Below are 24,351 nucleotides of genomic sequence, written 5' to 3' on the forward strand. Positions count from 1 at the left end.
CCTTAAGCCGCTGCGGCCACGGCGTGACGCGACAGGGCCAGTCGGATGGCGTTCAACAGGGCGTCGGGCTGGATCGGCTTCTGCGCCACCCCGTCCATGCCCGCGGCCAGATACTCGGCCTCGTCGCGCGGGTCGGCGTTGGCGGTCAGGGCCAGGATGGGCACGGCTGACGCGGCGCCGGACAGGGCGCGGATGGCCCGCGTCGCCGTCACCCCGTCCATCACCGGCATCTTCACGTCCATCAGGATCAGGTCGAAGGGAGCGACGCTCGCCCGCTCCACCGCCTGACGCCCGTCCTCGGCGGTCTCATGGGTGCAGCCGAACAGCTCCAGCACCTTGCCGGCGACGAAGCGGTTGGTGGCGTTGTCGTCCACGACCAGCACATGCAGGGTCTCGTGCGCGGTGGGCGCGACGGCATGATCCTCGTCGCGCCGCGCGTCGGCCTCGGCCAGCGGCAGGCGCAGATGAAAGCGGAAGCGCGCCCCGCCCTGAGGCGAGCGCTCGACCGACAGGGCGCCGTCCATCCGTTCGACGATCTGGCGGCAGATGGCCAGGCCGAGGCCCGCGCCCGCGCCCTGTCGTCCCGCCTCGCCGGTGTTGAAGGGCTCGAAGATGGCGGCGGCCGCCTCGTCGCTGACGCCGGGGCCGCTGTCGTCGACCACGGCGTCCAGCCGCACCCGCCCGTCGTCCAGCCGGGTGGTCAGGCTGACCTCGACCGCGCCCTGATGGGTGAATTTCAGCGCATTGCCGATCAGGTTGTTCAGCAGTTGCTTCAGCCGCATCTCGTCGCCGACCACCCAGCGCGCGGCGCCGGTCGCGCTCGTCACCGTCAGGGCGAGCGCCTTCTCCTCCGCGCGGGGCCGCCACAGGGCCGACAGGTCGGCGGCCACGGCGTCGAGGTCCAGCGGCGCCGGCTCCAGCGTCAGCATCCCCGCCTCGGCGCGCGACATGTCCAGGGCGTCGGTCAGCAGCCGCAGCAGGCTGTTGCCCGAGTCCAGAATGGTGCGGACATAGGGGCGAAGCGAGGCTTGCGTCAGTTCGCGCTCCATCAGGGCGGCCACCCCCAGCACCCCGTTCAGCGGCGTGCGGATCTCGTGGCTCATCACCGCCAGGAACTCGGACTTGGCGCGGCTGGAGGCGCGGGCCTCGGCCTCGGCGCGCACCAGGTTCTGGGCCAGTTCGCCCATGGCCTCGGCGCGGCGCTTGTGGATGGCCACCCCCGCCTGCAGCACGTGCAGCCCCGCGCCGACCCCGACATAGCGGCCGCGCGAGACGACGATGAAGCCTTTCAGCAGGGCGCCCAGCCCCGCCGCGTCCATGGTCTGGAACAGGACGTCAGCCGAGGCGTCGGCCTCGACCAGCAGCGGCGACGGGTCCATCAGGGCCGAGACCGGGCGCCGCGCATAGAGGGCGCGGCCGAACTCGGCGGCCATCTTCAGGGTGAAGGCGTTGCGCTCGATCAGGCCGACGGGCCGTCCGTCCGCGTCCACCACGGCGATGACCAGGGTGGCCGGCTCGGCCTGAAAGCGGTCGAAGGCCTCGGCGCCGAAGGCGTCGGGCGCCATGGGCGGCGCCGCCTCGACGAAGTCTCCGATCCTGGCCATGTCGTCGCCCCTCTCGCGTTTTGCGAGAGCGCAGTTAGGCCGGCGGCGCTTAACAGCCGATTTGCCGAAAGTGAATGTTTTACAAGAACAATTTGACGTTTGCTCCGGGCGCGGAGCTTAAAGTCGGGCCAGCAGCTCCGCCGCGAAGCTCGACAGGCTGTCGTCGCGCGCGCCCATGACCACCACCCGGTCGCCGGGTCGGGCCAGTTCCACGATCCGGTCGCCGCAGTCGGCGCGCGTCGCCAGGGCCTCGGCCTGACGCCCCTCGGCGCGCACGCCCTTGGCGATGTCCTCGGACCCGACGCTGCGGTCGGTGGTGCCGCCGTAATAGACCGGCTCGGGCATCAGCAGGACGTCGTGTTCGCGCATCAAGCCGGCGAAGCCCTCGATGAACTCCCGCTTCATCAGCTTCAGCGGGCCGAAGCCGTGCGGCTGGAACAGGATCAGCAGCCGTCCGTCGAAGGCGTGCAGGGTCTTCAACGTGGCGGCGATCTTGTCGGGGTTGTGGGCGAAGTCGTCGATGACGGTGACGCCGTTCTGGGTTCCCACCACCTCCAGCCGCCGCCGGATGCCGGCGAAGGTCGTGAGCGCCGCGACGGCCTGATCGACCGACACGCCCAGCGCCTTGACCGCGCTGAGCGCCGCCAGGGCGTTGGCGACATTGTGCGCGCCGGGCACGTTCAGCACGACGGGACGGGGAGCCTCGCCGCGCACCCGCAGCTCGAAGCTCATGCCGGTGGGCAGGGGCGCCAGGTCATGCGCCGACAGGTCCGCGTCTTCCTCGCCCAGGGCAAAGGTGATCGCCTTGCCCGGCGCCAACTCCTGCGCCAGCGCCGCCGTCTCGGGATTGTCGAGGTTCAGCACCGCCGTCGTCGCCCGGCCGACGAAGCCGCCGAACAGGTCGCGCAGCTCCTCCATCGACTTGTGGTCCAGCGAGATGTTGGAGACGACCGCCACCGTCGGGTCATAGCGGGCGATGGAGCCGTCCGACTCGTCCACCTCGGCTACGAACAGGTCCGCTCCCCCGACCAGGGCGCTGGCGAAGGGATGGTCGGCGTCGGCGAAATTCTTCATCACCGCGCCGTTGACCACGGTCGGCTTGCGGCCCGCCTGATCCAGGATCCAGGCGATCATGCCGGTGATGGTCGACTTGCCGCTGGTGCCCGCCACGCCGATCGAGGTCGGGGCGGCGTTGAACAGTTCGCTGAGCAGCTGGGGCCGGGTCTTGATCGTCGCGCCGACGCGTTTCGCCGCGCCGATGTCGGGCACCGTGTCCTCGACCGCGCCGGTGGCGACGACGATCTGATCGGGGCTGGTCACGCCCGATCCGTCCTGCGGGTGCAGGCTGACGCCGTGGGCGCGCAGCCAGTCGAACTTGTCCGGCGTGCGCCCCTGATCCAGCGCCCGGTCGGAACCCGCGATGCGGTTCCCCTGCGCCTGAACGATCATGGCCAGGGGCAGCATGCCGGACCCGCCGACGCCGCAGAAGAAATAGTCTTTGTTCATCGGCTTGATTTTGACGCGCGAAACCGGGGAATGTCCGGCGGCCTGACTAGCACGGGCGACGCCGGAGGCCAGCCCCATCCCCATGCCTGAATCTTCCAAGACCGGCCCCTTCAAGCCAGGCCCTTTTAAGATTGGCGTCGTCAACGCCAGCTCGCGTCTGGACCCTGAACGCGGCGCGGCGATCCAGGCCTGGATGGATCAGGCCTATCCGGGCGGCGAGGTCCAGCTGGTCTTCCAGCCGAACGCTTTCGACACGCACGGCCATTTCGGCGGCGACGACGCCGTCCGCGCCGCCGCCTTCGTCGAGTTCGCCAATGATCCGCGCCTTAGCGCCATCTGGTTCGCGCGCGGCGGCTACGGCTCGTGCCGCATCGCCGAGGCGGTCCTGCCGCAGCTGACGGAGGTGGCGAGGAAGAAGCGCTACCTCGGCTATTCCGACGCCGGCAGCCTGCTGGCCCTGCTCTACAAGGCCGGCTTTCCCCATCTGGCCCACGGGCCGATGGCCTCGGACGGGGCGCGCCATGACGAGACGGGACGCCGCGCGGTGGACTGGCTGGTCAGCGGCGACCGCGCCGCGCTTGAGCCGTCGCTGCTGGACGACCCGCGCCCGGCCGTCGCCTTCAATCTGACCATCCTCAACGAACTGGTCGGCACGGCGCTGGAGCCGGACCTGACCGGCCACGTCATCATGCTGGAAGAGGTGTCCGAGGCCCTCTATCGCGTCGACCGGATGATGTTCCACCTGACGGGGCAGGCCTCGATCCGCCGCGCCGCGGGCATCCGCTTGGGCCGGGTTTCGGACGTCACGCCCAACGACCCCGACTTTGGCCTGACGCCGGAGGAGATCGTTCGCTACTGGTGCGAACGCTCCGGCATTCCCTATCTGGGCGCCGCCGACATCGGCCACGACCCGGACAACAAGGTGGTGCCGTTCGGGGCGAAACGGTGACTCGGCGATCCTCCCTTGCGCAGCGGGGGAGGGGGACCATGCGCAGCATGGTGGAGGGGGCGAGCACGAGGTGCTTCGGCTAGAGCGGCGTGGGACAGTGTGACGTGGTCTCGAGGGTGTGCGCGTATCCGCCCCCTCCACCGCTACGCGGTCCCCCTCCCCCGTGAACGGGGGAGGATGGGCGCGCCTCAGCCCTTGAAGGTCAGGCCTTCGGGCCGCGCTTCGAAGCCCGACAGCCGGCCCAGATAGCTCATGCCCAGCAGCGAGGCGGGCATGTCGGCGTCCACCACCAGGGCCTCGACCGAGGTCAGCCGCACCCCCGCCACCGCCAGCGACGGCAGCACGACGGGCGCCGCCTTCACCGGGCCGGCGGCGGTGTTGAGCGTGCGCGTGAAATCCTTGGCGACGACGCTGACGCCGGCCCGTTCCGCGTCGGCGCGGCTCAGGGTCACGACGCTGGCGCCGGTGTCGACCAGCATCCGCATCGGCTTTCCATCGACCACGGCCTCGGCCCAGTAGTGGCCGTCGGCCGAGCGCACGACCGAGGGGGCGGCGATCGCGGCCTGGGCCTCGCCCGCGCCGTCGATCCAGCGCAGGGCGCCGGCGCAGGCCAGCGACGTGGCCAGGGCGGCGGCGAAAACGACAGCAGAGCGCGGGTCGATACGGATCATGACCCTAATCTGCCGCAAGGGTCTTGGCGTCGCGTGAAGCGATACGGCGAACGAAAGGTTGACGGCCGAACCGCGTTACTCGCCCAGCAGGGCCGGGTCGATCTGGCCGCGCCGCCCGTTCAGTTCGCCCATGATCGCCGCCCGTTCCTCGTCGCTCATCCGGCTCCAGGTCGCGATCTCGGGCAGGGTGCGAAAGCAGCCCAGGCACAACCCCGAGGCCCCGTCGACAGTGCAGACCATGACGCACGGGGTGGCGACGGCGCGCGGCGGTCGGGCGGGAGATGAGGCGGGCGGCTGGCTCATGGTTTTATGACTATGACGCTACAAGAAGTCCGAGTTCGGACCAAAATCTTGACTTTTTAACCAAGCGGGGCTATGTAGGAGCCTGACGCGAAACGACTATGACGGTGAGATTCCCGAAAAGCACGACGCGTCTTCTTTCATCGTTCAGCGAAAGGAGACGCCAAAATGAACGACAAGGAGCGCAACCTCCAGCACGCCATGATGTCCTTCGCCCTGTGGGGCGGGATGCTGGTAAACACGAAGCAGATGAACGGCGCGAACAACCGCGCGGTCAGTCATCCTTCGAACTTCGTGCCCATAACGATCAAACGGCCGCGCGCGTAGTCGCGAGACCGAACGATCCAACCCGTAAGCCCCGGTCAGAACGACCGGGGTTTTTCAATTCCGCTTGCCTTCGCCTGTCGCCCCGCTGAAACCGGCTCCTTCATCAAGAGGAGCGTCGCCATGGGTCTGATCGTCGAGGAGCGCCACGGCGCGGTCATGGTCTGGACCCTGACGCGGCCCGACCGGCTGAACGCCCTGCCGGATCTTGAGGACGGCGAGGCCTTTGCGAATGCCTGCGAGGCGGTCAATGCCGACCCCTCGATCCGCTGCGTCGTCATGACCGGCGCGGGCCGGGCCTTTTCCGCCGGCGGCGACCTCAAGGCGATGAAGGCGCGCGCCGGCCTGTTCGAGGGTTCGGGCGCCGCCATCCGCGAACGCTATCGCCGCGTGGTCCACCGCATCGTCCGCTCGCTCTACGGGCTGGAGGTGCCGCTGATCGCCGCCGTCAACGGCCCGGCCATGGGGCTGGGCTGCGACATCGCCGGCCTGGGCGACATCCGCATCGCCTCGGACCGCGCCAGCTTCGGCGTGCCCTTCATGAAGCTGGGCATCATTCCCGGCGACGGCGGCTCCTGGCTGTTGCCGCGCAACGTCGGCTATGTCCGCGCCGCCGAGATGCTGTTCACCGCCCGCTCCATCGACGCCGAGACCGCCGACAAGTGGGGCCTGGTCAACCGCGTGGTCCCGCACGAGACCCTGATGGACGAGGCCATGACGACGGCGGCCCAGATCGCCGCCCAGCCGCCCCAGGCCCTGCGCATGGCCAAGAGCCTGCTGCGTCAGGGCCGCGACATGAATTTCGATCAGATGCTGGAGCTGTCCGCCGCCATGCAGGCCCTGGCCCATCTGACCGAGGATCACATCGAGGGCGTGACGGCGGTGCTGGAGAAGCGGCCGGGGGAGTTTACCGGCGCCTGATCGGCCAAGAAAAAGGGGCGCCTCGCGGCGCCCCTTTCCGTCTTCGGTTTCGCTGACCCTTAGCGGCGGGCCGGCGTCTGCATCGAGCGGCTGGCGGGGACGCCGGCGACGCTGGTGTCGCGCTTGGCCCCGGCGGTTTCGCCCGGCTTCATGAACTTGACCAGGACGCGCTGGCCGATCAGCAGCGGGGCGTCGTTGACGGCCACGACCACCTCGACCACGCGCTCGTCGGTGCGTTGCGACGGGTCGTCCGAGGCCAGCTTGCGGGCGCCGAAGACGGCGGCGCGGCGCAGGACCTTGCCGACATAGACCTTGCTGGGGTCGCCTTCCGGGGTGATCTCGACGGCCTGGTCCGGGGTGATGTTCGGAATGTCGGCCTCGACGATTTCGGCGCGGGCGATGCGCGGGGCGTCCGGTTCCAGATCGAACATGTTGGACACGTTCAGGGTCGAGGCGCCGGCGCCGGGGTTGGCGTAGCGGCGCACGATGCGGCCGTCCTGCGGGGCGCGGATGACGGTCAGCTCGACGTTGTAGGCGGCCTGGTCGCGGCGGGCGCGGGCGGTCTGGATGGCCGACTGCTGGGCCGCGAGACGGGCCTGGGCCTGGGCGATGGCGTCGCGGGCCTGATCCATCTTCTGGGCGGCGACGAAGTTGGTGGCGACCAGCTTCTGCAGGCGGTCGAACTCGCGCTGGGCGGTGGCGATCTCGACGTTGATCAGGCGCAGCTGGCTTTCGGCCTGGGCCACGTCGGCCGAGGCACTTTGCAGCGACAGGCGCGGCTCGTCGTCTTCCTGACGGGCCAGGATCTGGCCGGCGACGACGCGGTCGCCTTCCTGCACCAGGACTTCACGCACCACGCCGCCGCGACGGGCCGCGATCTGGATGATGCCGCCCTCGATGTCGACCTTGCCGTTGGCGATGGCCGCATAGGGGCTTTCGACCTTCTTCTCTTTCTGGGCGGCTTCATCGGCCTTCTTCGCGGCATTGGCCTTCTGGACCATGCTGAAGCCGACGACGAGCACGATCAGCAGCACGAGGCCGATCCAGAGCCATTTGTTTTTCAGGAAAGCGGGCATGTGAGGCGTCCTTGAGGATCGGTGTCTAGTGCGAGGCCAGAACGGCGTCGGGATTGGGGATGCGGCGCTGATCGTCGATGATCACGCCGTCTTCGATGTGGATGACCCGGTCGGCCCAGGCTTCCAGGCGCGGGTCGTGGGTCACGCAGATGACCGCCGCCCCGTGCTCGGTGGCGGCCCGGCGCAGCAGCTTGATGACGATCTGGCCGTTTTCGCCGTCCAGAGCCGAGGTCGGTTCGTCGGCGAACAGGATCTGCGGGTCCTTGGCCAGGGCGCGGGCGATGGCGACGCGCTGCTTCTCGCCGCCGGACAGGGCCGCCGGGCGCTGATGCAGGCGATGGCCCAGGCCGACTTCTTCCAGCGCCAGGGTGGCGCGCTTCTTGGCCTGATCCGGGGTCAAGCCCTGGAACTTCAGCACCGTCGTCACCTGCTGCAGGGCGCTGAGCGCCGGGAACAGGTTGAAGCCCTGGAAGATGAAGCCGCAGTGATCCAGGCGGAACTTGTCGATCCGGCCCGACGACAGCTTCCACATGTCGTCGACGTCCAGGGCGTCGACCCGGCCCTGTTCGGGGCGCAGCAGGCCGGACAGGGCGGCGATCAGCGTCGACTTGCCCGAGCCGGACGGCCCCATGACCATGGTCAGGTCGCCGTGACGGGCGTCGAAGTTCACGCCCTTCAGCACCTCGACATAGGATTTGCCGGACTTGAAGCGCTTGACCAGTCCCTTGGCCTCGATGGCGAACTCGCCGTGCTTGCCGTGAACCTTGGTGTGAATGTTCATCGCAGCAGATCCGCAGGTTGGCTCTTTTTCAGGATGCCCATCGACAGCAGGCCCGACACCATGGCGATGGCGATCAGACCGCCGCCCACCACGATCAGCAGCGGCAGGGGCAGGGCGATGATGACGGCCTTGGACATGGCGAACAGCGACAGCAGCCAGGTCAGGCCGATGGCGGCGGCGACGCCGACGATGCCGACCCAGAAGCTCAGCTCCATGACGATGCGGCGCAGCGATCCCATGCCGACGCCGAGGGCGCGCAGCGAGGCGAACTCCTTGATGTTGGCCATGATGGCCCCGCGCAGGGTCTGCCAGGTGATGGCCACGCCGATGATGATGCCCAGCACCACGCAGCCGCCGATGATGATGACCAGGATGCCTTCCTCGAACATGGCGCCGGCATTGGCGTCGGCCAGCTCCTGACGGGTCCAGGCCTTCCACTGGCCGTTGCCCGTCTCGTTCAGCTGGGCGGCGACGATCGTGGCCTGGGCCGGATCGCGCAGCTTGATCATCAGCGGGCCGACGCGCGGGCCGGTGTCGGCCTGGCCCAGCATCCGCAGGGTGTCGCGCGACATGACGATGCCGGGCTGCATCATGTTGGGATAGCCGCGCGTGACGCCGACGACGGTGACGGTCTGGCCGTTATACAGGGCCTTGTCGCCCAGCTTGACGCCCAGGGTCGTCAGGGCCGTCTCGTCGATGGCCACGGTGTAGGGCTGACGCAGGGCGTCGACCAGTTCGCGCGAATAGTCGGTCGGAATGGTGACGGAGCCGGGCGTCGTGTCGATGATGCTGGACTGGACGAATTTCTGACGCGGGGCGCCCTGGCGGGCGTTGTCGGCCTGGCTGCGGGTCGGGTCGACCTCCTTGACCGACTGGAAGCTGCCGCCGGCGCCGTCCAGCGGCTGAACCTCGACCACGGCCGGATGGTTGTAGGCCAGCGGAATGAAGCGGCGCGGCACGCCCGACGGTCCGCCCATCAGGCTCTTGGCGCCGGGCTGCATGATGATGATGTCGGCGGCCGAGCGCTCGATCTGGGCGGTGAAGCCCTTGCCGATGCCGATGAAGACCCCGGTCATCGCCAGCACGAGCAGGCCCGAAAGGGCCAGCGCCATGACGGCGGCCATATAACGTCGCCACTCAAAGAGCAGCGTGGATAGCGCGAGTGACATGACGCGTCTCAAACCCCTGACTTGCAGTGTTATCTGACGGCGCCCCGGCCCGGGGCCAAGTTAAATCGGGGTAAGGCTGCGGCTTCCCCCCGAAGCCTTGCGGCACTATGGGGGCTTGAGGCCCGTCCTTCGACGGCGCTAGTTACACAATAACAGACGCGAGGCGCCGTGCCTTGCGCGCCGGGAGAGCCATATGTCGCTTCGTCGCACCTTTTCCTTCACCGCCTCGCTCGCGGCCCTGGGCGTCGCCGCCGCCGTCACCGGCGCGACCGCCACGCCGGCCCGCGCCGACGAGGGCATGTGGACGTTTGACAACTTCCCGATCCAGACGGTGAACGACAAGTACGGCACGCGCATCGACCAGTCGTGGCTGGACCGCGTGCGCAACGCCGCCGTGCGCCTGCAGGGCTGCTCGGCCTCGTTCGTCTCGGGCGAAGGCCTGATCCTGACCAATCACCACTGCGTCATCTCCTGCGTCCAGGACCTGTCCACGGCTCAGAACGACTACGTCAAGAACGGCTGGATGCCGGCCACGCGCGAAGAAGAGAAGAAGTGCCCGGGCCAGACCGCCGAGGTCCTGACCGACATCACCGACGTGACCGAGCGCGTCCTGGGCGCCGGCGCCGGCCTGGAAGGCGCGGCCTTCGTCCAGGCTCGTTCGGCCGAGATCGACAAGATCCAGAAGGAAGCCTGCGGCGACGACCGCAAGCTGACCTGCCAGGTCATCAGCTTCTATCGCGGCGGCAAGTACGCCCTCTACCAGTTCCGCAAGTATGAAGACGTGCGTCTGGCCTTCGCGCCGGAATTCCAGGCGGCCTTCTTCGGCGGCGACCCGGACAATTTCAACTTCCCGCGCTACGCCCTCGATGCCGCCTTCCTGCGCGCCTATGAGGACGGCAAGCCGGTCGCCACGCCGAACCACCTGAAGTGGAACGCCAACGCCCCGACCGAGGGCGAAGTCACCTTCGTCGCCGGCAACCCCGGCTCGACCTCGCGTCTGCTGACCATGAGCCAACTGGAGCGTCTGCGCGACCAGCAGATCCCGACCACCCTGATCCAGAGCTCGGAACTGCGCGGCCGCCTGATCGAATATTCGACCACGGGCGAGGAAGAAAAGCGCGTCTCGGTCGACCCGATCTTCGGTCTCGAGAACGGCTTCAAGGTCAATTACGGCCAGCAGGGCGCCCTGACCGACCCGGCCTTCATGGCCAAGAAGCGCGCCGAGGAAACCGAGCTGCGTCAGCGCGTCGCCGCCGATCCGGCCCTGCTGCAACGCATCGGCGATCCCTGGTCGGACCTGGAAAAGGTGCAGGCCGCAGCCCGCGACCTCTACCTGCCCTACCGCCAGCTGGAAGGCTCGGCCGGCGGCGGTTCGACCCTCTATTCCTACGCCCGCGCCATCGTCCGCGCCTCGAAGGAACGCGCCAAGCCGGTCGCCGAGCGCCGCGCCGGCTACGCCGACAGCGACATCGCCGCTCTGGGCCGCCGCCTGGCCTCGGAAGCCCCGATCGCCAAGGGCATCGAGGAAATCCAGCTGTCCTTCTGGCTGTCCAAGACCCGCGAATACCTGACGGTCGACAACGCCAATGTGAAGTCGATGCTGGGCCGCGAAAACCCCGAGGGCATCGCCGCCCGTCTGGTCGAGACCAGGCTGATCGACCCGGCCTTCCGCGCCGAAGCCCTGGCCATGACGCCGGAACAGCTGGCCGCCTCGGGCGACCCGATGATCGCCTTCGTCCTGGCTAATGACGCCGCCGCCCAGGCGGTCCGCACCCAGTGGGATGCGGGCGTCACCGGCCCGACCGCCCGCGCCGCCGAAAAGGTCGCCCAGGCCCGCTTCGCCGTCTATGGCGACAACCTCTATCCCGACGCGACCTTCTCCTTGCGCCTGTCCTATGGCCAGGTGAAGGGCTGGACCTATCGCGGCGTAAGCGTGCCGGCCTTCACCCAGATCGGCGGCCTGTATGACCGCGCCACCGGCGCCGAGCCGTTCAACGCAGCCCAGCGCTTCGTCGACGCCGAGAGCCGGGTCAACAAGACCGTCGTCTATGACTTCGTCTCGACCAACGACATCATCGGCGGCAACTCCGGCTCGCCGGTGATCAACGCCAAGGGTGAAGTGATCGGCGCCGCCTTCGACGGCAACATCCACTCGCTGGGCGGCTCGTTCGGCTATGACGGCGAACTGAACCGCACGGTGACGGTCTCGACCGCCGCCGTCACCGAGGCCCTGCGCAACGTCTACAACCAGCCGCGCCTGCTGCGCGAACTGGGCGTGACGCGCTAAGAAGCATCTTTCTCCTCCCCACTCGTGGGGAGGGGGACCGCGTAGCGGTGGAGGGGCTTGCTCGCCCAGAGCGGCCCCTCCGTCTCGTCGCCAGCGGCGCCGATCCACCTCCCCATTGCATGGGGAGGAGACGCCCCCTTCTGACGCACCGGCCCGCTAGGCTCTTCTCGTCCTCGCCGCCGATTTCAGACCATTCAGACTATTCAGACCCTGTTTTTTCTTCGCTAGGGTCCGAACCCGACGCCTCGCCTCGGCGAGCCAAGAAGATCAGGATCTCCGCCATGCGCACCGCCCCCGCCCTCAAGCTCTTCGCCTCCGCCGCGGTTCTGGCCTTCGCCGCCGCCACTTCGGCTCAGGCCGAAGAGGGCATGTGGACCTACGACAACTTCCCCATCGCCCGCGCCAACCAGACGCTGGGCACCAGCATTGATCAGGCCTGGCTAGACAAGGTGCGACTGTCGTCGGTGAAGTTCGGCGGCTGTTCGGCGGGCCTCATCTCCGGCCAGGGGCTGGTGATGACCAACAACCACTGCGTCGCCACCTGCGTCGCCAACCTGTCGACGCCGCAGCAGCAGTATAATGAGACCGGCTTCACCCCGCGCAGCCGCGAGGAAGAGCTGAAATGCCCCGGCGCCACGGCCGAGATCCTGACCGAGATCGTCGACGTCACCGAACGCCTGCACAAGGCGGGCGAGGGGCTGGACGGCCAGGCCTTCACCCAGGCCCGCGAGGCCGAGGCCGGCCGCATCGAGACCGAAGCCTGCGGCAATGATCCCAAGATCCGCTGCCAGGTCGTCAGCCTGTATCGCGGCGGCCAGTTCAAGCTCTACAAGTACCGCAAATACTCGGACGTGCGCCTGGCCTGGGCGCCGGAAGACCGCGCCGCGACCTTCGGCGGCGACCTCGACAACTTCTCCTTCCCGCGCTTCGCCATCGACGCCGCCTTCATCCGCCTCTACGAGGACGGCAAGCCCGTCGAGACGCCGACCCACTTCGCCTGGAACCCGAACAAGCCGACCGAGGGCGAGCCTGTCTTCATCACCGGCAACCCCGGCGCGACCCAGCGTCTGCTGACCCAGTCCCAGCTGATGACCATCCGCGACGTGGTCCTGCCGATGGACCAGCTGATCGCCTCCGAACTGCGCGGCCGCCTGATCCGCTATTCCGAGGAAGGCGAGGAACAGGCCTTCATCGCCATGGACCCCATCGTCGGCGTCGAGAACACCTACAAGCGCGGCCTGGGCCGGATGCGCGCCCTGACCGACCCCGCCTTCATGGCGACCAAGGCGGAAGCCGAAGCTGACTTCCGCGCCCGCGCCGCCGGCGGCGCGACCGATCCCTGGGCGACGCTGGATGCGGTCCAGCCCCTGGCCCGCGAGTTCTACGCCCCGATGGCCCTGCTGGAAGGCGGCACGGGCATGGGCACCACTTCGGTCGCGGGCGGTTCGCCCCTATTCCAGTGGGCGCGGGCCATCGTGCGCGGCGCCCAGGAACGCGCCAAGCCCTCGGATCAGCGTCTGGCCGAATACGCCGACAGCCGCCTGCCCGGCGTGCAATCCAGCCTGTTCGCCGAGCGTCCGACCTATGCGGCGCTGGAGCAGATCCGTCTGGAATGGTGGCTGTCCAAGACGCGTGAATGGCTGACCGTCGACAGCCCCTATGTTCGCACCCTGCTGGGCAAGGAAAGCCCCGAGGCCCTGTCGGCGCGCCTGATCGCCGGCACCAAGCTGGCCGACCACGCCGTGCGCCGCGCCTTGTGGGAAGGCGGTCTGCCCGCCGTTCAGGCCTCGACCGACCCGCTGATCCAGTATGTCCTAGCCATCGACGCCGACGCCCGCGCCGTCCGCGCCGACTGGGACAACAAGGTCAAGGCCCCGACCGACCGCGCCTCGGAACAACTGGCCGCCGCCCGCTTCAATGCCTATGGCGACGCCGTCTATCCCGACGCCACCGGCACCCTGCGCCTGACCTACGGCCGGGTCGAAGGCACCGACGTTCCGGGCCAGCGCATCGCCGCCTTCACCACCTTCGCCGGCCTGTGGGACCGTGCGACGGGCGCCGAGCCCTTCAACGTCGCGCCGAAACTGCTCGCCGCCCGGGACCGGATCGACCCCAATGCGGTGATGAACATGGCCGTCTCGTCCGACACCATCGGCGGCTCGTCGGGTTCGCCCGCGGTCAACGCCAAGGGCGAGATCATCGGCGCCAACTTCGACTCCACCGTCCTGACCCAGCGCAACGCCTACGGCTATGACCGCAACGTCAACCGCAGCGTCATCGTCACCACCCAGGCCGTGACCACGGCCCTGCGCGACGTCTACGGCATGGATCATCTGGTGCAGGAACTGGGCGTCGCCGCGCCCAAGCCCGCTCGCCGGGCGCGCCGTTGATCGCGCCGACCTTCCGCCCTGCGGCGCCGGACGATGTTCCGGCGCTGCATCGCCTGATCGAAAGCGCCTATCGCGGCGACAGCGCCAAGGCGGGCTGGACCCACGAAGCCGACCTGCTGGGCGGCCAGCGCACGGACGCGGCCGAACTTCTGGACATCCTCGCCGACGCCTCGCGGGTCATCCTGCTGGCCGAGGTCGACGGCGCGCTGACCGGCTGCGTTCAGGTCGCGGATCAGGGCGATGGTCTGGCCTATCTCGGCCTGCTGACCGTCGATCCGACCCGTCAGGCGGGCGGTCTTGGCCGTTTGCTGATCGAGGCCGCCGAAGCCGAGGCGGTCGCCCGCTTCGGCGCGTCCCGCATGGAGATGACCGTCATCCGCCAGCGCTCGGAGCTGATCGCCTGGTACGAACGGCGCGGCTACGCCCTGACCGGCGAAACCCGGCCCTTCCCGCTGGACGACGAACGCTTCGGCCTGCCGCAGACGCAGGAGCTTGAGTTCGTGGTCATGGAAAAGGCGCTGGGATAACCCAGCGCCTTCTTCATTTCAGCTTGTCCGCGACGGGGATCAGAGATCCCGCATCTGCTTCTGGGCGGCGTTGAAATACTGCCAGCCGGTCCACAGGGTGATAAGGGCGGCCAGCCAGATCAGGGTGTCGGCGAACAGCTGGAAGTGGGGCAGGTAGTCGAACGGCAGGCCCCAGCCGTCCCAGTTGCGGGCGAACAACTGGCAGCCCAGGGCGACCATCTGCAGCGTCGTCTTCCACTTGGCGGCCAGGGTGACGGGCAGGTTGATGCGCCCGGCCATGGTCTCGCGCAGGGCCGAGACCGCGAACTCGCGGAACAGGATCAGGCCGCAAGGAATGATGATCTGCTGCACCGACCCCGAGGTTAGCACGCCCAGGATGGCGCCCGTGACCAGGATCTTGTCGGCGATGGGGTCCAGGATGGCACCCCAGCGCGTCTCGGCGTGCCAGCGCCGCGCCAGATAGCCGTCGACCCAGTCCGTCGAGGCGGCGATGACGAAGATCCAGAAGCCGGTCCGGTACATGGCGAACTGGTCGTCGGGGCTGAGCCAGGCCGAGAGGAAGGGGAAGCCGCTGGTCGCGCCCGCCAGCAGCAGGAACATGACCACGCCCGCCGCCAGCCGCGCGCTGGTTAGGATGTTCGGGATCGGGTTGGCTTTATGAGCAGTCATCATCACATCCATTGCAACGCCTGAGGGTGCCACGGTTCGTCACAAGAGGCGAGGGCGGCCCCTCAGCCGCTCAGTCCAGCCGTTCGAACCGCTTGGCGCCGGTCAGCTTGGACAGGATGCCGTCGGCGATGCCGAAGTGCAGGCCGCTGAGCACCAGGTCGCCCGCCGCCTCGCGCGCGGCGATCCAGGGGAAGGTGCGCAGGTTGTCGATCGACAGGCGGACCACCGTCTCCTCGGCCACACGCTCGGTCTGGTCGGCGGGGAAGTCCTCGACCACGCGGCGCACCGTCGGGGCGGCCTGCTCGACCCAGGGGGCGACGAAGTCCTGGCAGTTGGACGGCGAGCCGTTCAGCATGGCGTTCACGCCGCCGCAGAAGGCGTGGCCCATGACCACGATCCGCTTGACCTGAAGCACGTTGACGCCGAACTCCAGCGCCGCCGAGACGCCGTGCAGCTTGCCGTCCGGCTGATAGGGCGGGACCAGGTTGGCGACGTTGCGCACCACGAACAGTTCGCCCGGCGCCGTGTCGAAGATCAGGGCCGGGTCGGCGCGGCTGTCGGAACAGGCCACGACCAGGGTGTGCGGCTTCTGGCCGTTGACGGCCAGGGCCTCGTATTCCGCGCGTTCGTCCGGCCAGCGGTTCTGGCGGAAGCGGTGATAGCCGTCGGTCAGTTCGTCGCGTTCATCGGTCATGGCGGCTTCCTAGTCTGGCTTCAGGCTTTGCGAAAGTAGGCGTAAATGCGCTCGGCCAGCGGCTGATTGACGCCGGGGACCTTGACCAGATCCGCTACCCCGGCGCGCGACACGCCCTTGGCCGAGCCGAAGGCGTGCAGCAGGGCCTTCTTGCGTCCCGGCCCGACGCCCTCGATCTCGTCCAGCGGGTTCTTCTTGATGTCCATCGAGCGGCGTTTGGCGTGGGCGCCGTTGGCGAAGCGGTGGGCCTCATCGCGCAGCCGCTGGATATAGTAGAGGGCCGGCGACTTCAGCGGCAGCATGAAGGGCGGCTTGCCGGGCATGAAGAAATGCTCCTTGCCCGCGTCCCGGTCCGGCCCCTTGGCCACGCCGACGGCGGTGATGTCGTCGACGCCCAGATCGGCCAGGACCGCCAGCACCTCGGCCAGTTGCCCCGCGCCGCCGTCGATCAGCAGCAGGTCGGGGCGCTCGACCGTCTCGCCGGCCTCCTCGTCCTTGACCATCTTGCCGAAGCGACGCCGCATGACCTCGCGCATCATGCCGTAGTCGTCGCCGGGGGTCAGGTCTTCGCCGCGGATGTTGAACTTGCGGTACTGGTTCTTGCGGAAGCCCTCGGGTCCGGCGACCACCATGCCGCCGACCGCATTGGTCCCTTGAATGTGGGCGTTGTCGTAGATCTCGATCCGCTCGGGCCGGGCGTCCAGGCCGAGGACCTCGCAGACCTCGTCCAGAATCTTGGACTGGGCCGAGTTCTCGGCCAGCTTGCGGCCCAGGGCCTCGCGGGCGTTGGTCAGGGCGTGGTCCAGAACCGTCTGCTTGTCGCCGCGCCTGGGCTGCAGGATCTCGACCTTGCGTTCGGCCTTCAGGGTGAAGGCCTCCTGCAGCAGTTCGAACTCGTGCGGGCGGACATTGGTCAGGATCTGACGCGGGACCGGCTTGTCCTCATAGAACTGGGCCAGGAAGGCGCCCAGGATGACGGGGTCGCTGTCGCTGCGGTCCACGCGCGGGAAATAGGCCCGCCCGCCCCAGTTCTGACCGGCGCGGTAGAAGAAGACCTGGACGCAGGCCTGGCCCCCCTCGGAATGCAGGGCGAAGACGTCGGCCTCGCCCACGCTCTCGGCCGAGACCGAATGCTCCATCGAAATGGCGGTCAGGGCGCGGATGCGGTCGCGCAGGCGCGCGGCCTGCTCGAACTCCATCTCGTCGGAGGCCGTCTGCATCTCGCCGGACAGGCGGGCGATGACGGCGCGCGACTTGCCGCGCAGGAACTGTTCCGCCTCCGTGACCAGGTCGCCGTAGTCCTCGAGGCTGATCAGGCCGGTGCAGGGGGCCGAGCAGCGCTTGATCTGATGCAGCATGCAGGGCCGGGTGCGGGTCTCGTAGACGCTGTCCGAGCAGGAGCGCAGCAGGAAGGCTTTTTGCAGGGTGTTCAGCGTGTGGTTGACCGCCCAGGTCGAGGCGAAGGGGCCGAAATAGTCGCCGGGCGTCGTGTGGGCGCCGCGATGCTTGCGGACCTGGGGCGCGCGGTGGTCGCGGCGGATCATCAGTTCGGCGAAGGACTTGTCGTCCTTGAGCAGGACGTTGAAGCGGGGCTTCAGCCGCTTGATATAGCCGGCCTCGAGGATCAGGGCGGCGGTTTCGGTGTCCGTGACCACCAGCTCCATTGACCGGGTCAGGCTGACCATCAGGCCGATGCGCTGGGTGTGGAACCGTCCCTGCGCATACTGGACGATGCGCTTCTTCAGCGACTTGGCCTTGCCGACATAGAGGCAGGCGCCGTCCTCGCCGTACATGCGATAGACGCCGGGCTTGTCGGGCGCGCGGCGCGCCTCGTCGGCGATCAGGGCGGCGGCCTGAAGCGTCAAAGGGGCGTCATGGGTCTCGCCCTCGATCTCGGTCGTCTCCTCGGTCATCGCGACGGATATAGGCTCAGCCGCGCCGGACCAGAAGCACGCCGCCGAAAACCAGCAGGACGCCCAGCAGCCGAGTCAGGTTCAGCGGCTGCTTCGGCACGCCCAGGGCGCCGAAGTGGTCCAGCAGGACGCTGATCAGGATTTGTCCGGCGACCATCAGGATGACGGTCAGGGCGACGCCCAGCCTGGGCACGCTCCAGGCGGCGCAGACCACGAAGACCGCGCCGTAGAGGCCGCCGATCCAGGTCCACCAGGGCAGGGCCTTCACCTCGGCCGCGTCGGGCCGGGTCTGCAGCATCAGGGCCAGCAGCCCCAGCGCCGCCGTCCCGACCAGGAAGGAGACGAAGGCCGCATTGACCGGCGAGGCCACGGCCCCCGCCAGCCGGGCGTTGGTCGGCGCCTGCAAGGCCGTGGCCCCGCCCGCGAGCACGACCAGCAGCATGACGATCCAGGACGGGTTCATGATCCCTGTCTAGCACGCGCGGGGCGGGGCGCGGAATGCAGACGGCTCGCCTGGGCGGCGATGAAGGCGGCGGCGCGCTCGCCCTCGGGATCGGCGGCCTGACCGAAGCCGGTGTTGAGCGTGCGGTGGCTGTCGCCCGGCGCGGCGACGACCTCGGCCCGGCCGCCGGCGCGGGTCAGGGCGGCGGCCAGGTCGCGGCTCTGCGCGGCGGAGTCTTCGCGGTCCGCGACATGGACGATCAGGAAGGGCGGCAGGGCCGCGCCGTCGCGCACGCGCAGGGTCGGCGACAGGGCTTGCCGCTCGGCGCCGAAGGCCTGATCGTAGAGGCGCTCCAGCGCCCGATTGAGCGGGCCGCGGCCCCCGCGCGGGACGGTGGCGTCATAGCCGGCGCCGTCCAGCAGGATGACCCCCGCCAGACTGGCGGGCGTCAGGCCCTGGGCGGCCAGATAGGCGGGGTCGGTCGCGATCAGGGCCGCCAGATGGGCGCCGGCCGAATGGCCCATCAGGATCACGGGGGCGCCGGGGCGGGCGCGACGGACGGCGGCGACGGCGGCGGCCACGTCCTCGGCCGACTGGCGCGCCGTGACCCGGGGCGCGAGCCGATAGCCGGTCGAGGCCAGGGTCAGGCCGTGCCGTCGGGCATAGGCGGGCAGGGCGTGGACCCCGGTCCGCTCGCCATGCGCCCATCCGCCGCCGTGCACGAACAGCAGGACCGGCGACCCGTCGGGGCCGGGATAGAGGTCGCAGACCTGCAGCGGGTCAGGCCCGAACCCGAGGGCCTCGACGCCGACCTCGGCCGCCAGGGCGCCGGTCGCCAGCGTCAGGCCGCAGGCGGCGATCAGAAGTCCTCGGCGATCCAGATGCGGCATGGCTTCCCCCCTTGTTTCAGCTTTCACGCCAATTTTCACGTCTGGCCCGCGCCGTTCCGGCGTCACCAGTTCGGGCTAGGCGCGGCGTCGTCGAAAATCTCCGCCAGCCGGTCGCGGGTGGCGCGGGTCGTGTCCTCGGGCAGGGCGTCGGGAGGGAACCAGCCGATCTCGGCGATCTCGCCGTGGCTGGTCCGCTCGGTCATGTCGAAGGCGTCGATGGCGAAGACCAGGACGTGATCGCCCGGAAAGAAACGCTCGTTGGAATGGACCGAGATCAGGCGCGGCTCGGCCTTGGCGATCAGCCCCGCCTCCTCGCGCAGTTCGCGAACGACGGCGGCATGGGTGGTTTCGCCCCGGTCCACCCCGCCGCCGGGCAGCCACCAGCCATGCAGATAGGTGTGCTTGACCAGCAGCACCCGGCCCTCGCCGTCCACCGCCACGCCGCGCACGCCCAGGGTCATGCCCCGGCTCATCCGCGAGACGGCGAAGAAAATGGGCCGGGTGAAGGGCTCGATGCGGGTGCGCCAGGTGGTCATGGCGTGACGATAGGCCGGGCGACGGCGGCTTGAACAGTCGCGCCTGTGCCTCTATTCCGACCTTTGAACAGGAGCCTTCCCATGCTGGCCATCGCCATCATCTTCACCTTCATCGCCGTCATCGCCGCCCTGAACTTCTACGAGTTCGGCTCGGTTGACTGAACCTGCGCCCGATAGGGGTTTGGGCGCGGGCGGGTTCGACTGGCGCACCGCCGGGGATCATGTCCGCGTCCTTCTGTCGGACGTGGCGGTCGATGTGCGCATCGGCCTGCACCCGTGGGAGCGGCACCCCGAGCGCCCCACGCGGCTGATCGTCAATGTCGAGATGTTCGCCGTCTGGCCTCTGCCAGAGGGCGGCTTCATCGACTATGACCGGGTGCGCGATCACATCGTCGGCTGGCGCGGGCGCGATCATGTCGAGCTGCTGGAAACCCTGGTCGAGGAACTGATCGGCGTCTGTCTGGACCTGCCGCCGGTCGAGGCCTGCCGGGTGCGGATCGTCAAGCCGGACATCTTCCCCGAAGCCGCCGGCGCGGGCGTGGAAATCTTCCGCCGCAGGTCGAACTGAATGAGCGACGCCGCTGACAGGGTGGTGCTGATCACCGGCGCGGCGCGTCGTGTGGGCGCAGGTCTGGCGCGGGCGCTGGCTGGGGCGGGGTGGAACGTGGCCGTCCATCATCGGGGCGGGGCGGACGACGCCGCCGCCCTCGTGGAAGAGCTGAGCGCCAAGGGCGTGCGCGCCGCAGCCTTTCAGGCGGACCTGAACGCGGCGGCGGATCGCGACGGCCTGATCGGCCGGGTGGTCGGCCGTTTCGGGCGCATCGACGCCCTGATCAACAACGCCTCCCTGTTTCGCTACGACACCCTGCAGACCCTGAGCGAGGCGTCGTGGGCCGAGCACCTGGCGTCGAACCTGACCGCGCCGGTCTTCCTGATCCGCGACTTCGCTGCTGCCATCGAAGCGCGGGACGGGCAGGGCGTGGTGGTCAATATCCTGGACCACAAGGTCGATAGTCCGAACCCGGACTTCTTCGCCTATACGGCCGGCAAGGTCGGTCTGGCGGGGCTGACGCGGACCCTGGCCATGGGCCTGGCGCCCCGCATTCGGCTGTGCGGCGTCTCGCCCGGGCTGATCCTGCGCAGCGGCGAGCAGACCGAGGCCGAGTACCAAGCCGCGTGGCGCGATACGCCGCTGGGGCGCGGCGCCTCGCTGGAGGACGTGGCCCGCACCGTGCGCTTCATCCTCGAGACGCCCAGCCTGACCGGGCAGAACCTGACCATCGACGGGGGGGAGAGCCTGATCGGGCGGGGCCGGGACGTGGCCTTTGACGGAATCCCCGTTCCCTGACCCCGCCTTTACTTCGCCGCCGTCACGGTGTTGATGCGCGAGCCCTTCGCGACGCCTATATGGAGCGCCCGCGTTTTCGGAACCCTTGCCTCTGATGCCTGCCGTCCAGTTCACCCGCCGCTTCTCGATGGCGCACCGGCTGATCGCCGATGCGGGGTCGAAGTGCGCCGTGCCGCACGGCCACAATGAGTTCGTCAAGGTGACGCTGGAGCCGACGGCCGAGATCGCCTTCGGCCAGTCCAACCACGCCGCCTCGTTCGAGCAGCTGAAGCGGCGCTGGCACGGCTTCGTCGACCGCAGCCTGGACCACGCCTTCCAGCTGAACCGCGCCGACCCTCTGCTGGACTGGTTCCAGACGCATGAGCCGCAGCGGCTGAACCAGGTCCTGACCATCGACGGCGACCCGACGACCGAGGCCCTGGTCATCGCCCTGTGGCGCAAGCTGGAGGCCATCCTCGCGGCCGAGGGCCTGCCCTTCCGCCTGGCCGAACTGGCCATCGAAGAGACGCCGACCAATACCGTCCTGACGCGCGGCCTGACCGAGGCCGAGCGCGCCTGGAAACTAGGCGACTGGTGCGACCGGGCCGATTTCAGCATCAACGACATCCTGCCGCCGGAGACCTGGTCGTGAGCGCCGTCGTCACCCCCTTGCCGTCGTCCGAGCCGCGCCGTCTGGGCCTGACCGTGCTGGTGCGCGGGCTGGAGGTTCAGGCCGCCATCGGGGTTCACGCCCACGAGCATGGCCGGCTGCAGCCCCTGTTCGTGGACGTCGAACTGGACCTGGGCGCCGGGCCGATCAGCCGCCTGTCCGATACGCTGGACTATGAAGGCGTGGCCCGGATCGCGCGCGAACTGGCCGGCGGCGAGCATATCGCCCTGGTCGAGACCTTCGCCGAGCGGGTGGCCCTGGCCTGTCTGGACGATCATCGCGTTCAGGCGGTCAAGGTCCGTGTCGAAAAGCCCGGCGCCATTCCCGGCGCGGCGGCGGCCGGCTGCGAAGTCGCCTATTCACGCTGAGGCCGGTTGCGCGGGGCCGTCCGTCCCGCCATTGTCGCGCCTCTTGCAAGAGGTTCCGATGCTCCAGTCCCGCGATTACAGCAGCAACAGCGCGGCGGCCTCGTCCGATCTGACCAGCCTCTATGTCGGCTACGCCCTGATCCTGTTCGCGGTGCCGACTTTCGGCGTGGCGGCGGCGATCGGCCTGCTGCGGGTGTGGCGCAAGGACCCGCCCGCCGATCCGCTGGCGCGCAGCCACTTCATCTTCCAGCAGCGGACCCTGATGGCGGCGGTGGCCGCCATCGTCGGCGGCGTGGTGCTGATCCTGATCAACGTCGGCGTCTTCGTCCTGTTCGTCATGGCGGTGTGGAGCATCGTGCGCGGCGCCCTGGGCCTGAAGGACCTGCTGGAAGGCCGCCCGATCCGCCATCCCCTTCGCCTCTTCTACTGAGAAAGGCCTGCCGCCATGACCGATCAGTCGCCTTCCGCCGAGCGCAGCAATGGCCGCGACGGCGCCGTTCTGGCCTGGATCCTCTACATCCTGTCGATCCCCAGCGCGAACCTGCTGGTGCTGGTCGGGCTGGTGGTGGCCTACGCCTGCCGCGACACGGCGACCGGGCTGGCGGCCCAGCATATCGAGGCGCAGATCAATCTGTTCTGGTCGGTCTTCTGGATCACCGTCGTGCTGTGGGGCCTGATCGCGGTAAGCGCCGTGGCCTCCATGCTGCTGATCGGCATTCCCTTCCTGATCCTGTTCGGACTTCTTTTGCTGCTGGTGTCGACCTGGTTCACGGTGAAAAGCGTTCTGGGTCTGCTGGCTCTGCTGAACGATCGGCCGGCCTGATCTGAGGAGCCTTCCGTGACCGCCTTCCGCGACCAGCCCGCCGACCGCCGCTTCCAGCAGGAGTTCGCCGATGCGGACGGGGTCGAGCACCCCGTCTGGGCCGAGTACGCGATCCGGGGGCACGCCCGCGTCATCCTGCACGTCGAGGCCCATCCAGCCCTGCGCGGCCACGGCGCGGCGGGCCAGTTCATGCAGGCCCTGGCCGAGCACGCCCGGGCCGAGAAGCTGACCCTGATCCCGCACTGCAGCTATGCGCTGGTCTGGCTCAAGCGGCATCCGGAGTTTTCGGACGTCGTCGGCTGAGGTCGCCCCTCAGTCGTCATCCCGGAAGCGGCGCAGCCGTTATCCGGGACCGCAGGAAGCGCTGACGGCGGCGTCCTGGGCGGTCCCGGCTCTACGCTGCGCTTCGGCCGGGATGACGAGTGGGGCTGCGCGAAGCGCCGAGGCCGCGTCGGGTCGAGAAGGCGGAGCCTTCTGACCGCGGCCTACAGCATCAAGGATGGCTCTTGGCGATGATGGCCTTCATGGTCTCGGCCTTGGCGGGCAGGTCCTGAACCAGGCGGTGGGCCAGTTCGCGAGCGCCGACCGGATAGGCGTCGCCGCCCTCGGCGATCTCCCTGGCCATTTCCGAGGCCTTCAGCAGCACCTCTTCCAGGGCTTCGACCTGTTCGAGCGCCAGGGCGCGCGCCTCGGCCTGCAGGCGTTTGACACGTTCGGCGGTGGTCTCTGGCGCACGCATCAGGTCATAGACCTCGGCCTCGGAGGGAGAGACCACCCGCAGGTTGGGACGGTCATCGGATTCTGGACTGTTTGATTTCGACATGATGCACCCTTCGACACGACAATGCCGCAATTTCTGAGCCGTTCCCTCATTCATATGAGGGAGGCGCCGGGTTTTGCGCCCCTGTGGCGCCCAAGCCTCAGGCGTCGGGGGCTGAAGGGCGGCGCGGGCGGGGCCTGGTTGTCGCGTTCGCAAGCTTCACGCTTGCGCGCAAAAGCGGCGACCAGATGATCGACGCGGGCGAAGAACTGCTTCTCCAGCCGCCGCAGCTCGGCCGGATGCACGTCCGGTTCGTCGTCGGGGTGAGGGACGGGCGTGGTGCGCGGCGGTCGGGGACGGGCCATGTCTGCTCCATGGGTTTCGCCGCCCGGCCGGGCGGCGGGGCGGTTGGAGGGCTGGGCGGAGCGCCGGGCGACGCCCGGAGTTCTGATGTGATTACCGTTTCGACGTAGGCCGACGCTCCGCGCGGACGGGCTTCCACGAGCTCGGGGCAGGCGCCGGTCTTATCGGCTACCCCCGGCGCCCGCGACGGGCAGGGGCCTGCTTGCGACAGGCCTCCTGGAACGGTCCGCGTAACCCCCGCGACCCTGACCGGAACCTCTATGACGGACGGGTCGAACGCCCCGTCGCTAGGTCCCGTCGGCTCATTGTCCTGACGTGTGGTCTACCGCCCTTGCGGGCTACTTGAGACCACGATTGAGAAGGCGCGCGTTCGCTTGCCGCCTCGCTCGTT

At 68.9% G+C, this 24,351-nt stretch carries 28 protein-coding genes; 13 read left to right on the plus strand and 15 right to left on the minus strand.

Annotated features, from left to right (window positions below; translation table 11 throughout):
• Nucleotides 1-2: 2 nt before the first annotated feature.
• Both AC3IS2_RS01695 and AC3IS2_RS01700 read right to left on the minus strand, forming a co-directional pair.
• Complete coding sequence (locus AC3IS2_RS01695) at nt 3-1,604, minus strand: ATP-binding protein (protein WP_489198947.1); 1,602 nt, start codon at nt 1,602-1,604, stop codon at nt 3-5.
• A 117-nt stretch (nt 1,605-1,721) separates the two neighbouring features.
• A complete protein-coding gene (locus AC3IS2_RS01700) occupies nt 1,722-3,110 on the minus strand; it encodes a UDP-N-acetylmuramate--L-alanine ligase (protein ID WP_489198948.1) in 1,389 nt (462 codons plus the stop codon).
• 82 nt (nt 3,111-3,192) lie between these two features.
• Here AC3IS2_RS01700 and AC3IS2_RS01705 point away from each other — a divergent pair, with 82 nt between their 5' ends.
• A complete protein-coding gene (locus AC3IS2_RS01705) occupies nt 3,193-4,059 on the plus strand; it encodes an LD-carboxypeptidase (protein WP_489198949.1) in 867 nt (288 codons plus the stop codon).
• A 188-nt stretch (nt 4,060-4,247) separates the two neighbouring features.
• On the opposite strand, the gene AC3IS2_RS01710 is transcribed toward AC3IS2_RS01705, so the two are convergent.
• Nucleotides 4,248-4,730, minus strand: a complete 483-nt coding sequence (locus AC3IS2_RS01710; protein WP_489198950.1) for a retropepsin-like aspartic protease family protein — start codon at nt 4,728-4,730, stop codon at nt 4,248-4,250.
• Nucleotides 4,731-4,805: 75 nt separating this feature from the next.
• Nucleotides 4,806-5,033, minus strand: a complete 228-nt coding sequence (locus AC3IS2_RS01715) for a DUF1289 domain-containing protein (protein ID WP_489198951.1) — start codon at nt 5,031-5,033, stop codon at nt 4,806-4,808.
• 165 nt (nt 5,034-5,198) lie between these two features.
• Between AC3IS2_RS01715 and AC3IS2_RS01720 the strand changes: the two genes are divergently transcribed.
• Together AC3IS2_RS01720 and AC3IS2_RS01725 are read left to right on the plus strand one after the other, a co-directional pair.
• Nucleotides 5,199-5,357, plus strand: coding sequence for a hypothetical protein (locus tag AC3IS2_RS01720; RefSeq protein WP_312062200.1), 159 nt, complete (start codon nt 5,199-5,201; stop codon nt 5,355-5,357).
• Nucleotides 5,358-5,477: 120 nt separating this feature from the next.
• On the plus strand, nt 5,478-6,275 hold the full coding sequence (locus AC3IS2_RS01725) for a crotonase/enoyl-CoA hydratase family protein (protein WP_489198952.1): 798 nt from the start codon (nt 5,478-5,480) through the stop codon (nt 6,273-6,275).
• A 59-nt stretch (nt 6,276-6,334) separates the two neighbouring features.
• Here AC3IS2_RS01725 and AC3IS2_RS01730 read toward each other — a convergent pair whose 3' ends face one another.
• The 3 genes from AC3IS2_RS01730 to AC3IS2_RS01740 are packed head-to-tail and all read right to left on the minus strand — an operon-like array spanning nt 6,335 to nt 9,301.
• A complete protein-coding gene (locus AC3IS2_RS01730; RefSeq protein WP_489198953.1) occupies nt 6,335-7,351 on the minus strand; it encodes a hemolysin secretion protein D in 1,017 nt (338 codons plus the stop codon).
• Between the two features lie 25 nt (nt 7,352-7,376).
• Nucleotides 7,377-8,132: an ABC transporter ATP-binding protein gene (locus AC3IS2_RS01735; protein WP_489198954.1), complete on the minus strand. Its 756-nt coding sequence runs from the start codon at nt 8,130-8,132 to the stop codon at nt 7,377-7,379.
• On the minus strand, nt 8,129-9,301 hold the full coding sequence (locus tag AC3IS2_RS01740; protein ID WP_489198955.1) for an ABC transporter permease: 1,173 nt from the start codon (nt 9,299-9,301) through the stop codon (nt 8,129-8,131). Before AC3IS2_RS01740 ends, AC3IS2_RS01735 begins: the two co-directional genes overlap by 4 nt.
• 193 nt (nt 9,302-9,494) lie before the next feature.
• Between AC3IS2_RS01740 and AC3IS2_RS01745 the strand changes: the two genes are divergently transcribed.
• The 3 genes from AC3IS2_RS01745 to AC3IS2_RS01755 all read left to right on the plus strand — a co-directional run bounded on the left by AC3IS2_RS01745 (nt 9,495) and on the right by AC3IS2_RS01755 (nt 14,505).
• Nucleotides 9,495-11,588, plus strand: coding sequence for a S46 family peptidase (locus AC3IS2_RS01745; protein ID WP_489198956.1), 2,094 nt, complete (start codon nt 9,495-9,497; stop codon nt 11,586-11,588).
• A gap of 281 nt (nt 11,589-11,869) precedes the next feature.
• Nucleotides 11,870-13,978 carry a S46 family peptidase gene (locus AC3IS2_RS01750; RefSeq protein ID WP_489198957.1) on the plus strand — a complete coding sequence of 703 codons (2,109 nt, stop codon included), beginning with the start codon at nt 11,870-11,872 and terminating at the stop codon, nt 13,976-13,978.
• Entirely contained in the window at nt 13,975-14,505 is a 531-nt protein-coding gene (locus AC3IS2_RS01755) for a GNAT family N-acetyltransferase (RefSeq protein ID WP_489198958.1), read from the plus strand. Before AC3IS2_RS01750 ends, AC3IS2_RS01755 begins: the two co-directional genes overlap by 4 nt.
• 39 nt (nt 14,506-14,544) lie before the next feature.
• On the opposite strand, the gene pgsA is transcribed toward AC3IS2_RS01755, so the two are convergent.
• The 6 genes from pgsA to AC3IS2_RS01785 form a co-directional block, all read right to left on the minus strand.
• Nucleotides 14,545-15,177, minus strand: a complete 633-nt coding sequence (pgsA, locus tag AC3IS2_RS01760; protein ID WP_489198959.1) for a CDP-diacylglycerol--glycerol-3-phosphate 3-phosphatidyltransferase — start codon at nt 15,175-15,177, stop codon at nt 14,545-14,547.
• A gap of 67 nt (nt 15,178-15,244) precedes the next feature.
• Nucleotides 15,245-15,868 carry a carbonic anhydrase gene (locus tag AC3IS2_RS01765; protein ID WP_489198960.1) on the minus strand — a complete coding sequence of 208 codons (624 nt, stop codon included), beginning with the start codon at nt 15,866-15,868 and terminating at the stop codon, nt 15,245-15,247.
• Nucleotides 15,869-15,888: 20 nt separating this feature from the next.
• Entirely contained in the window at nt 15,889-17,781 is a 1,893-nt protein-coding gene (gene uvrC / locus AC3IS2_RS01770; RefSeq protein ID WP_489198961.1) for an excinuclease ABC subunit UvrC, read from the minus strand.
• Between the two features lie 16 nt (nt 17,782-17,797).
• Nucleotides 17,798-18,244: a DMT family transporter gene (locus tag AC3IS2_RS01775; protein ID WP_489198962.1), complete on the minus strand. Its 447-nt coding sequence runs from the start codon at nt 18,242-18,244 to the stop codon at nt 17,798-17,800.
• Nucleotides 18,241-19,113 carry an alpha/beta hydrolase gene (locus AC3IS2_RS01780; RefSeq protein ID WP_489198963.1) on the minus strand — a complete coding sequence of 291 codons (873 nt, stop codon included), beginning with the start codon at nt 19,111-19,113 and terminating at the stop codon, nt 18,241-18,243. Before AC3IS2_RS01780 ends, AC3IS2_RS01775 begins: the two co-directional genes overlap by 4 nt.
• A 62-nt stretch (nt 19,114-19,175) precedes the next feature.
• A complete protein-coding gene (locus AC3IS2_RS01785) occupies nt 19,176-19,649 on the minus strand; it encodes an NUDIX domain-containing protein (protein ID WP_489198964.1) in 474 nt (157 codons plus the stop codon).
• Nucleotides 19,650-19,830: 181 nt separating this feature from the next.
• On the opposite strand from AC3IS2_RS01785, the gene AC3IS2_RS01790 reads away from it, so the two are divergent.
• The 7 genes from AC3IS2_RS01790 to AC3IS2_RS01820 all read left to right on the plus strand — a co-directional run bounded on the left by AC3IS2_RS01790 (nt 19,831) and on the right by AC3IS2_RS01820 (nt 23,140).
• Nucleotides 19,831-20,217 (plus strand): dihydroneopterin aldolase, encoded by a 387-nt coding sequence (locus tag AC3IS2_RS01790; protein ID WP_489198965.1) that lies wholly within the window; start codon nt 19,831-19,833, stop codon nt 20,215-20,217.
• A complete protein-coding gene (locus AC3IS2_RS01795) occupies nt 20,218-20,997 on the plus strand; it encodes an SDR family oxidoreductase (RefSeq protein WP_489198967.1) in 780 nt (259 codons plus the stop codon).
• Between the two features lie 94 nt (nt 20,998-21,091).
• Nucleotides 21,092-21,628, plus strand: a complete 537-nt coding sequence (locus AC3IS2_RS01800; protein ID WP_489200074.1) for a 6-pyruvoyl trahydropterin synthase family protein — start codon at nt 21,092-21,094, stop codon at nt 21,626-21,628.
• Nucleotides 21,625-22,014: a dihydroneopterin aldolase gene (gene folB, locus AC3IS2_RS01805; protein WP_489198968.1), complete on the plus strand. Its 390-nt coding sequence runs from the start codon at nt 21,625-21,627 to the stop codon at nt 22,012-22,014. The genes AC3IS2_RS01800 and folB overlap by 4 nt, the downstream gene beginning before the upstream one ends.
• Before the next feature lie 58 nt (nt 22,015-22,072).
• Nucleotides 22,073-22,444: a serine/threonine protein kinase gene (locus AC3IS2_RS01810; RefSeq protein ID WP_489198969.1), complete on the plus strand. Its 372-nt coding sequence runs from the start codon at nt 22,073-22,075 to the stop codon at nt 22,442-22,444.
• A 15-nt stretch (nt 22,445-22,459) separates the two neighbouring features.
• Nucleotides 22,460-22,837, plus strand: a complete 378-nt coding sequence (locus AC3IS2_RS01815) for a hypothetical protein (RefSeq protein ID WP_489198970.1) — start codon at nt 22,460-22,462, stop codon at nt 22,835-22,837.
• Nucleotides 22,838-22,852: 15 nt separating this feature from the next.
• Complete coding sequence (locus AC3IS2_RS01820) at nt 22,853-23,140, plus strand: GNAT family N-acetyltransferase (RefSeq protein WP_489198972.1); 288 nt, start codon at nt 22,853-22,855, stop codon at nt 23,138-23,140.
• 190 nt (nt 23,141-23,330) lie between these two features.
• Here the strand turns inward: AC3IS2_RS01820 and AC3IS2_RS01825 are convergent, their stop codons facing one another.
• Together AC3IS2_RS01825 and AC3IS2_RS01830 are read right to left on the minus strand one after the other, a co-directional pair.
• Nucleotides 23,331-23,660 (minus strand): hypothetical protein, encoded by a 330-nt coding sequence (locus tag AC3IS2_RS01825; protein WP_489198973.1) that lies wholly within the window; start codon nt 23,658-23,660, stop codon nt 23,331-23,333.
• 50 nt (nt 23,661-23,710) lie between these two features.
• Complete coding sequence (locus tag AC3IS2_RS01830; RefSeq protein ID WP_489198974.1) at nt 23,711-23,962, minus strand: hypothetical protein; 252 nt, start codon at nt 23,960-23,962, stop codon at nt 23,711-23,713.
• Nucleotides 23,963-24,351: the final 389 nt, after the last annotated feature.

This window comes from Brevundimonas sp. KH_025 (genome assembly GCF_057839885.1).